We start from the raw sequence: 9,186 nt of genomic DNA on the forward strand, positions 1-9,186 counted from the left end.
GAATCCTTATCAGAAATTGAAATACAGTAGACTGGTTGGCTATAGCTGCTACGGCTCCTCATCAAAAATGTTTACTGGATCGGAAACTACGGCGACAGTTTTAATTGTGCTGGTGGCTTTAGGCATCCTGGGTTGGGGCTTCTACCGTGCCAAGTCATTCGGCAAACTCGGCATCTTAGCTTGGTTGCAGTCAGTGGTGTTGATGTCTCCCTGGCTGTTGTTTTTTGGATTGTTCGCAGCGGGGATTTATCTCAACCTGGTGAGCATCTTGTTTATGTTGATAGCCTCCGCTGGGTTGTACATCTTCATCGGAAATAAACTGCGAGCAGCCGGTCAGGATGCCATACTGCGGGAGCGGGTCTTGAAAATGATGCAAGAACCCAAACCGACAGAAGAGACTTCTGAGGGAAATGGCAAAGACACACCGGCGGCGACGCCAAAAGAGGCGACCAATCCCGTCTCCCAAGAAGTGGTTCCCATTCCAGATGAAGACTTGAAAAACATCCAAGGAATTTTTGGCATTGATACCTTCTTTGCTACAGAAAGCATTCCTTATCAGGAAGGAGCCATCTTCAAGGGAAATCTGCGGGGAGAACCTGCGGCGGTTCATTCCCGCTTGTCTGCGAGTTTGCACGAGAGATTGGGCGATCGCTATCGGCTATTTTTAGTAGAAAATCCGGAAGAGAAGCCGGTGGTGATTGTTCTCCCCAGCACCAACGATCCGAAACCAGCAACCTTACCGCAGAACATCTTGGCAGGCGTTCTCGTCGTGGCGACCATTGCCGCTAGCTTAGAGACGGCGGGAATTTTCCTCGGCTTTGATTTCTTCAGCAATCCAAGCCGCATTGGAGAAGTTCTGCCCATCAGTGCCGGAATCTGGGTGATTTTAGTGACTCACGAACTCGGTCACTGGTTCCTAGCTCGTCGTCATAATATTCGCCTAAGTTTTCCTTTTTTCATCCCATCCGCACAGATTGGCTCGTTTGGGGCGATTACTCGGTTTGAATCGCTATTACCCAATCGCACAGTGCTGTTTGATATCGCTTTAGCTGGCCCTGCTGCTGGTGGCATTGTCTCTCTATTGATGCTAATCGTCGGCTTAATTCTTTCCCACGAAGGCAGTCTATTTAAGGTGCCATCGGAGTTCTTCCAAGGGTCAATTTTGGTAGGTACTCTAGCACGGGTTGTCCTTGGTTCTAGTCTTCAGCAAACCCTGGTTGATGTCCACCCGCTGACGATTATCGGTTGGCTGGGTTTGGTGGTAACAGCGTTCAATTTGATGCCAGCGGGAATGCTCGATGGGGGTCGAATTGTCCAGGCAATCTACGGACGCCAAATCGCTCGACGCGCTACCGTTGCCACGTTAGTTTTGCTAGGAATTGTCTCTCTGGTGAATCCGACGAATCCTTTGCTGCTGTACTGGGCGATTGTAATTCTGTTCTTGCAACGAGGTCTAGAACGCCCTAGCTTGAATGAGATTTCCGAACCCGATGATGCGCGAGCGGCTTTGGGACTGTTGGCTCTGTTTTTAACAGTGGCAACTCTCCTCCCTCTCACTCCAGGCTTAGCGGGACGCTTGGGCATTGGGGGATAGAAATTGGGGAGCGAATTGGGAATGGGTGAATGTTCTGTCCTCACCGATTCCCTGTCTCCCACTCAGCTCAATCAGGGGAATGCAAAGAAGTTTAAACAGTCCCGGAGAATATTTAACATTTCTTAAACAATTTCCCTGAAAACGATTAAACTTCATTGCAAAATTAGAAGAGACTATGAACGGTGTGATAACTTCGTTAAGGTTGACAAACGGCTGAGAGATAACGATGGAGAACACAATAAACGTGCCTTTACAGCAATCCTCAACTCCTTCATTTCGTGAAGATTTTAGTGAGTACGTGGCGCATCTACAGCTTCACATGGCGTTACAAGCGCGCAACCTAGTTCCCACTCTCACCAAGGCTGTTGATAGCCGCGAGCAGCTATTGCAGCAAACTCAGGCGGATATTGAAAAGCTAATTTCTCGTCAAGGCATCTAATTCGGCTAATTTTGATTGGCTGATAAACTGATAGCCGCGCAATTATTTCTAACAATTTTTTGAAACTCCACTGAACTTAGTTTGACAATCAGAGCTTTATCGCTCTGATTTTTTTATGGATTGAATTACTAAGTAGAGGCATGGCAGGCATAACAGGTATGCCTTTAGGGGCGTGTTTGTGCCATGCGCCTACAAAACATAAATTTTTTACCAGTTAATTTAATCCAGATACATCAGAGAGGCGCGATCGCTTTAGTGAGTTGTCAGCACGCACATTATTCCGATTCAGCGCAATTACCGATTCTGCCTGTTGGAGTGCCGATTGCCAAACTTCATATCCTCGACCGCTCAAATGCAGCCCATCCGTCGTTAAGTCCACACGCAAATTTCCTTCGACATCGCTAAAGCGAGAGTGAATATCTAGATACCCTGCACCCTGTTGTTGAGCAAGGATAGCAAGTTGTTGGTTAAGGTTACGAATTCGGCGGTTTGGGATGGTGTTGATCCGGGTGGGAAGAATGGATTGCACGATGATTGAGCTGCGAGGATGCTCTTGTCGTAAGCGCCGAACAATCTGGCGAAGATTACCGAGAATTGTTTCATCCGTTGCCCCTTGGCGCAAATCGTTGATGCCAGCTAAAACGTAAATAGCATCGGGACGAGTTTGGGAAAAAGCAGACAATCTTTTCAAGATGCCACGGGAATTATCCCCAGAAATTCCCTGATTCAGCCACAAACTCCCTCCAGGAAGACGTTCTTGGGGAAACCACAATGAGAGAGAATCTCCCACTAACACGGAGAGACGGTTGGCACCTTGACCTTCAGAAACTGCTCTCGCTTCCTTTGCTAGTAGGCGTTTCCACTGTTCATAGCTAGGTTTTTGTAAAGCCAGTGCTTTCGTGCCTGCTTGGTTCGCCCAGTATGACTGAAAGCTATCAGCCGGTAGACGAGTATAAATCTTGCCTGCTTTCAGGGCGGCTAATCTTTGGTAAAAAAGTTGACTGCCAGATGCCGGTTTTGTCGTTGCTGTATCCGGTTTCAGCTTCGCTTGTAGGGAGGGTTTCAGTTCTGTGGCGGCTTGAGCTGCTGTCGGTGCTAAGGCTGTAGTAATTAGGGTGTCAGTCCCCTGGAAAGGATTCGTCTGCGAAATCAACTGCTGGCTGAATTCCGGAGAGGTGCTTTCAATGGTTGGGACGATTTTCTGCGCCACCAGTGACCCAAAGGCACTTGACTCACTGGAATTCCACAATGCTAACAAGGTGTCTGGCTCGTTTGGGGGCAGTACGGGCGGGGGCGGGACTGAGATTTGCCCTCCGGTTAACAAACTGACCGCCAACAGATAAGGATCGCCCATTGTGTCTCTACTCCTTCACTTTTGCCTTCCTTTCCCTTTGACAGGGATTATTGGTTGGAGTCAGGAATTTTTAGGAGAAGCGATCGCTTTCTGTTGGCAAGACGCAGGAGCGATCGCGTTTAAACTCCTCTAAAGTGACGGCATACACGAGTCATTTGTCAAGCGCATTCAAAAATAAGCCAAAAAAATAAGTCAAAAGTCGATTTGTGCGCCCTAGGAATCGACTTTTGACTATCTACTTGCAAGCAAGCCAGACTAGGGAATGCGATCGCATTCCGGTTAGGAATACTGCGATATCATTGGCAGTTCCTGATTGAGAACCCAATTGCCAATATCCCGTAGCTTGTAGTCCACTGGGTCATGCAGGGTAAACGTCCGTAGGTCGCGCCAGTAGCGGTCGAAGCCGTATTTCGCAGCGGTGGAACGAGCGCCCATGACGTCAAAGATGCGAGTGGTGATATCCAAGCCAACTTTAGTGGTAAAAGCTTTAGCAGTATAAACAGCGATCGCAACTTCACCCCGTTCCTCATGAGTGAGCGCCTGTCCCTTTTCCCATGCCGTCTGTACCTGCTGCGCTGCCTGACGGCAGAGCGCGATCGCTGCCTTTAGCTCAGTCCATAGCTCACCATAGTGCTGCAAAATGTAGGGATCTTTCGATGCCCGATCGACGCCTGATGTAATCCAGGGTCGAGTCATCGTCGTCGTGTAATCCTTTGCAGCTTCCAAGGCACCTTCGGCAATTCCCAGATAGACATGGGTTTTCGCCAACTGATTCACCACGAATAGCAAGGTGGAAAAGGCACCCTCTGGAGATGGCGGTGGGCCGAGAATTTCATCCGGGTTCACCAAGACGTTGTGGAAGGTGAAACTACCGCTAGCGGTGCAGCGTTGTCCCATATTGTCCCAGTCGTTGTTGTAGACAATGCCTTCTCGATCCTTGGGAAGGATAAAGGCAATCGGATGATCGACCCCGTCTTGCACGGCGGCGAATACACGAATATCCGCTGCTGCCACTCCGGTGCCAAAGCTCTTAGTTCCATTTACCCGGAAGCGATCGCCTTCTGGCTCAATTTTGAGGCGAGTGTCCCGCGTGTTAAATGCATTGCCCCAAAACAAGTGATTCTGGGCAGTGGCTCGATAGTAGCGTTCTGCTTGAGCAGGGGTGCCGCTTACCTGACCCACCACTGATAAGATTAGCTGATTGCAGTAGAGTTGCCCCGTAGAACCATCTGCTTTAGCAATTTCCTGAAGAACCTTGTAAGCTTCTACCCAGGTTGCGCCAATACCGCCATATTCTCGCGGTACAACCAGAGGTAACAGTCCTGCTTCTCGGAGTCGTCGTACTTCTTCATGGGGGATACCTGCTTGGCGATCGCGCTCAACGGCACTCGCTGCCAATTCTTGGGAGAGAGCAGACGCGATCGCTGCATAATCTTTCAATTCGATGCGGTTTAGTAATGTAGTCATGGTTTTTTCTCCTTTTTACTTGTCTTTTGTAGTAGATAATTTCTGAACTGGTTGCGAGGCTTGATTTAAAACAACCAGTGAAGAGAACTGTTTCGTAGTTAGCAATAGCGAGTCACTGCTACCAGGTTTTTGATAACGCCAAGCAAATGCACAGAGTTTGCACATAGGGTTTTCTAGCTTTCAATGGTTTTCAGAATTGAAGGTTGGTGTTACATATTTTTTTAGCGATTCACTTTCTTGCCGCTACATTTGTGATTTTTTCTGTATCCCCCCAATTGATGGCAGGGATTTAATCCAGACAATTCGTAAAACGGGTTTAATTCTTCCGCACAATGTAGTAATTGTTTTGAAAATCATGAGCGAGTTGCTTGATTTCCACGCTAGTGAAACCGGCATCTTCCAGCATTTCCAATGCTTTCTCCTGACCCCACATGGCACCAAGCCCCATGCCTCCTGCCGCAAGCGATACAGTCATGCAGTGCATACAAGAAATGGTGTAAAGTAACGGCCCTGCCGGATGATCGAGATTGCCATCAACATAACCGGAGGCACGAATATCCTGCATCAAATAAATGCCATCCGGACGCAGTGCTTGGGCAATTCCTCGCAACACTAGATCGGGCTGAGCTTGGTCGTGAATGGCGTCAAAGGTAGCGATGAAATCGTAATTTTCAACTTCATCCAGGCTGGCAGCATCTTTTACTTGAAAGCGGATATTTGCAAGATTGAGGCGTTGGACTTCGGTTTGAGCGATCGCGATCGCTTCTTCTGAGAAGTCGTAGCCTGTAAACCGACTATTCGGAAATTCCTTCGCCATTTTGGTGATGGCACGACCGCTCCCACACCCCACATCCAGCACATTAATTCCTTTCTCAAGTGCCTCAATCAGTCCGGGAATTAAGGGCAGAATGTGGTCATTCAGCGCCGCAACGACCGTTTGACCGCTATCTTCCGCCATCACTTGATGAAAACGCTTGAAAGCAGAATAGGGAACCCCACCACCCTTGTAAAAGCAGTCGATGATTTGCTCCTCAACACTTCCTAACAAAGGGATGTATTGGGAAAATGCCGCAATGTTGTCAGGACTGGAAGCCCGCGTTAAGAATGCGGCGTGTTCTAGAGGCAAATCGTAGGTATTCTTAGCTGGATTGTATTCCACAAAGCCACCCGTAACCATTGCTCCCAACCATTCGCGCACGTACCGCTCATTCAACCCCGCTGCGTCTGCAATCTGTTGGCTTGTAGAAGGCGGTAGTTCAGCCATCCTGTCAAATAGCCCAGTTCTGTGACCGATAGACGTCATCAGAGCGATCGCGCCACTGTTGAGAATGTTAAGCATCCGTTCGGCAAATGCTTCTGCTTTGGTTTGGTCTAGGGTAAGTGTTGTCATAAAATCCTCGTCATGATTTTCAAGTTTGAATGTGTTATTCAGAGTGCGATCGCAAAAACTTAGATTTCTGTTGCACTCTTAAGCGGAGTTAGAGGAGCTGATAGGTAGCATTCCGAAGAGAAATAGATATAAGAAAAACGGAGGGTATTCGCAGGAATTCAACCCAAGCTGTGTGTCTCTTCAGGATTTGTTCGGTATCCTCTATGAATGTTTTTTGGTATATGAACAAGCTATCAAGGCAAGCGTTCCGATAGCGTTCTGGAAGCGTTCGATGTCCCCAAATCCTTACCCTAGGCTATGTATGCATATAACCACTGTGAAATTGATGCGATCGCGTACAGCCCTTTGGGCATGAAAACAGCGTCAGCGTAGCGAAGGCGTAAGCCTATAGCCGACCTGTCGGCTCGTTCGTCGTTCCTGATAACGGATTGCGGCTCGTATACACTGCTTGAGACGGTTAATACATGACCGGAAAAATAGACTTATTCAGTTGCTTGCTGCACAATTCTAGAAAAATTCATACAGAATTTGCGAGTTCCCAAAAAGATTGTTATCGGGTATCTTCGCTTTAACCTGAGCGCAAGTGATTTGAATCACAAAAATGCAAATTTCTGATCGCATTTAATTGAACGCTTCGCGAACGCTGCTTTGAATAACTTGGTATTTAGGTGAAGCAATTCACTAATTAACAACGCAAATACCAAGGAGCAACTTCTATGATGTCCAACATGAAACGTGCAAAAGTAGCGATCGCATTTTCTGCCACTCTATTATCCAGTGCTGCCATTCCCACCGCAGCATTAGCTGGAGATAATAAAGTCTATTCTGGAAGTGCGTGTCAGCCTGAGACTTCCGCTTCTAATCAGCAATTTAGTCGTGCAGCTGGACAGTTTTCAGTTCAAGGTACCACATCCATTAACCTACATTGTCCTGTTGTTCGGGACATTACATCAGGGACTGAAAATGGCAGCGCAGGACCTCTTGCTTTTGTGCATGTATTCAGCAGAAACGCTCAGTCTACAACCCTACAGTGCGAGCTGCGGGCTAACCAGCCGAACTCTCTAAGTTTTCAATTCCAGAAATTAACAATCGCACTTAGCGGTGGTGCTACAGGTACTCCGAAGAAGCATGTGTTCAACTTCACGGGACCTGTAGCTCAAACTGCTAACGGAGCTTATGAGGTTGTTTGCTCACTACCACCAGGTACTGGAGTTGCAAGTTACTCCATTGCTGAGTAACTGGGTACATTTGCGAGTCGATTTCCAATGCTCTAATACCATTCTGTTTTTTGCTTGCAACATATAGACTTCTTAGCCCCCCAATTTATTGAGGGGCTGGGGAGATCCTTAATGTATCGCCACACAATCTAAATGGTATGGCTAGCAAACTGGTTGATTAAGGTATTGGAATTTTCTCAGCTACTCTAGCCTAGAGATTACTTTTTATTCCCTCTTTATGGCTACGGTTTAAACGCCGGACGATCCAATACTTGGTATTTGTAAAAAATGCCCAATACTCAAACTAAAAAGTTAGAACTTTGCCTTAAATACTGCCTTAAATTAAATTCGTGTTCATAGCTTAAATCTCTTGAATTTGAAACGAGTTGAAATTTGGTTGGTTATTTCAGCCTTTTCAGGCTAATAAATTTTCATTACTTATTGCCAGCTATTATCACCATGCAAAAACCAATTTATCTAACAACCTTCCTTTGGATTGCTTCAATTTTGTTCGGCAACTATCACCCCTCAAGCAATTCATGGATTCCAATTTTTCAAGCTGTGAGGGCGTCAGCTTCTGAGATTGATATGCCCTTTTGCTATATGCAGACATCGGATGGCAGAACTTTAGACCTCACCCAACTATGCGGTGAGAAACCTCAAGTCATCATCGCAGACCAAACATCTGATGGGGATATTCTGACGGGTCGCATCATCAACGAAACCCAAAAAACAGTTCATTCGATTGAAGTCACCTATAACGTTGTTGGATTAGATGGCAAGGTGATTAAAAGTAGTTCTGTCAATGCAGAACCCTCCACGCTAAATCCAGGACAAAGCGGCTCTTTCAAAGTTCACACGATTATCGGTGATGACAAATTGAGAGCGACATCTGTTAATTGGAAAGAGTAACAAGAATGGTGGTGGGCAAATGAAACCACGCAGTTATTTAGCCTCAGCGATTGATTGGGTTGAAAACAACAATGCAGGCAAAACTCAGAAATCAGAAAATTTCTGATAGGTTGGCTCTAAAAGTAGTCAATAAGCAAGGGATAGTAAAACTAAATGGTCTGGACGCAGATATCAGCGATCGCTTTTTCGGGTATTCTCTGAATCCAAGACTTTACTTCTACTGATTCCGTTGTTGCTGTGGTGCAACTGTTACTAAGAGGGCAGTCCAGTTGCACTTTCTTCCCGAAGCCATCAAAGAGTTAAGCGATCGCATAAGCACCACCAATATCAGAAGACTCTCTAGGAGGTAGGGTAAACCTACGGAATGGAGGGTCTTATCGTTATCTCCTAGTGGTTGTCTAAATGGGGATGACTGTTATTGTGCATTCTGTAGCTCAGAACTAGGAAAATCTCTCGTAGTCAGTATTAGAGATCCCTTAAGCTTGTCGCAGATAGCGTCAGGAGGCTGGTCTTGTCAAGAGAGCCGAAATGATGACTAAATACTTACAGGAGAATGGTCAGTAGTTTGTCAGCTTTCAAGCATCGAATTTTTCAATTTTTTATGCCATCTTGGGGTAATTACAGATGAGCTAACCGATAGGTCGGCGCTAGGCTAATGCCTCGCTTCGCTGTTTTCATGCCCAAAGGGCTGTACGCGATCGCAGCAGGATTCCATCTGCATATTGCCAAGCCTGGAGAATCGGAAAAACTGGTTGAAGCGATTGCTACTCTAGTTAAATCTAGCAGATGAGTCTGAAGCACCATTGGCCTCTG

General features: G+C 46.7%; 9 protein-coding genes. 6 read left to right on the plus strand and 3 right to left on the minus strand.

The annotated features are described in order from the left end of the window. The first annotated feature begins 67 nt into the window (after nt 1–67). Together NDI33_RS07405 and NDI33_RS07410 are read left to right on the plus strand one after the other, a co-directional pair. Complete coding sequence (locus tag NDI33_RS07405; protein WP_190677373.1) at nt 68–1,594, plus strand: site-2 protease family protein; 1,527 nt, start codon at nt 68–70, stop codon at nt 1,592–1,594. Between the two features lie 226 nt (nt 1,595–1,820). Beyond that, nucleotides 1,821–2,033 carry a hypothetical protein gene (locus NDI33_RS07410; protein ID WP_190410320.1) on the plus strand — a complete coding sequence of 71 codons (213 nt, stop codon included), beginning with the start codon at nt 1,821–1,823 and terminating at the stop codon, nt 2,031–2,033. A gap of 214 nt (nt 2,034–2,247) precedes the next feature. On the opposite strand, the gene NDI33_RS07415 is transcribed toward NDI33_RS07410, so the two are convergent. After that, nucleotides 2,248–3,387 (minus strand): GDSL-type esterase/lipase family protein, encoded by a 1,140-nt coding sequence (locus NDI33_RS07415; protein WP_190677240.1) that lies wholly within the window; start codon nt 3,385–3,387, stop codon nt 2,248–2,250. A 1-nt stretch (nt 3,388) separates the two neighbouring features. Between NDI33_RS07415 and NDI33_RS07420 the strand changes: the two genes are divergently transcribed. Beyond that, nucleotides 3,389–3,520 (plus strand): hypothetical protein, encoded by a 132-nt coding sequence (locus tag NDI33_RS07420; RefSeq protein WP_277878916.1) that lies wholly within the window; start codon nt 3,389–3,391, stop codon nt 3,518–3,520. Nucleotides 3,521–3,666: 146 nt separating this feature from the next. On the opposite strand, the gene NDI33_RS07425 is transcribed toward NDI33_RS07420, so the two are convergent. After that, nucleotides 3,667–4,854 (minus strand): acyl-CoA dehydrogenase family protein, encoded by a 1,188-nt coding sequence (locus NDI33_RS07425; RefSeq protein ID WP_190677242.1) that lies wholly within the window; start codon nt 4,852–4,854, stop codon nt 3,667–3,669. A 316-nt stretch (nt 4,855–5,170) separates the two neighbouring features. Continuing rightward, the gene (locus tag NDI33_RS07430) at nt 5,171–6,244 is read right to left on the minus strand and encodes a class I SAM-dependent methyltransferase (RefSeq protein WP_190677244.1); all 1,074 of its coding nucleotides are present in this window, start codon (nt 6,242–6,244) and stop codon (nt 5,171–5,173) included. A 728-nt stretch (nt 6,245–6,972) separates the two neighbouring features. Between NDI33_RS07430 and NDI33_RS07435 the strand changes: the two genes are divergently transcribed. The 3 genes from NDI33_RS07435 (at nt 6,973) to NDI33_RS07445 (ending at nt 9,163) form a co-directional block, all read left to right on the plus strand. Then, entirely contained in the window at nt 6,973–7,482 is a 510-nt protein-coding gene (locus tag NDI33_RS07435; protein ID WP_348245625.1) for a hypothetical protein, read from the plus strand. Between the two features lie 438 nt (nt 7,483–7,920). Beyond that, nucleotides 7,921–8,373: an FxLYD domain-containing protein gene (locus tag NDI33_RS07440; protein WP_190677248.1), complete on the plus strand. Its 453-nt coding sequence runs from the start codon at nt 7,921–7,923 to the stop codon at nt 8,371–8,373. A gap of 655 nt (nt 8,374–9,028) precedes the next feature. Continuing rightward, nucleotides 9,029–9,163, plus strand: coding sequence for a hypothetical protein (locus tag NDI33_RS07445; protein ID WP_277878917.1), 135 nt, complete (start codon nt 9,029–9,031; stop codon nt 9,161–9,163). Nucleotides 9,164–9,186: the final 23 nt, after the last annotated feature.

Origin of the sequence: Trichocoleus sp. DQ-A1, from assembly GCF_039961955.1 — a bacterium.
Lineage (GTDB): Bacteria > Cyanobacteriota > Cyanobacteriia > Cyanobacteriales > FACHB-T130 > FACHB-T130.

Bases quoted from the DNA above. Each gene is read 5' to 3' on its own strand.
- NDI33_RS07405 (WP_190677373.1), top strand. From the start codon at position 68: ATGTTTACTGGATCGGAAACTACGGCGACAGTTTTAATTGTGCTGGTG.
- NDI33_RS07410 (WP_190410320.1), top strand. From the start codon at position 1,821: ATGGAGAACACAATAAACGTGCCTTTACAGCAATCCTCAACTCCTTCA.
- NDI33_RS07415 (WP_190677240.1), bottom strand. From the start codon at position 3,387: ATGGGCGATCCTTATCTGTTGGCGGTCAGTTTGTTAACCGGAGGGCAA.
- NDI33_RS07425 (WP_190677242.1), bottom strand. From the start codon at position 4,854: ATGACTACATTACTAAACCGCATCGAATTGAAAGATTATGCAGCGATC.
- NDI33_RS07430 (WP_190677244.1), bottom strand. From the start codon at position 6,244: ATGACAACACTTACCCTAGACCAAACCAAAGCAGAAGCATTTGCCGAA.
- NDI33_RS07435 (WP_348245625.1), top strand. From the start codon at position 6,973: ATGAAACGTGCAAAAGTAGCGATCGCATTTTCTGCCACTCTATTATCC.
- NDI33_RS07440 (WP_190677248.1), top strand. From the start codon at position 7,921: ATGCAAAAACCAATTTATCTAACAACCTTCCTTTGGATTGCTTCAATT.
- NDI33_RS07445 (WP_277878917.1), top strand. From the start codon at position 9,029: ATGCCTCGCTTCGCTGTTTTCATGCCCAAAGGGCTGTACGCGATCGCA.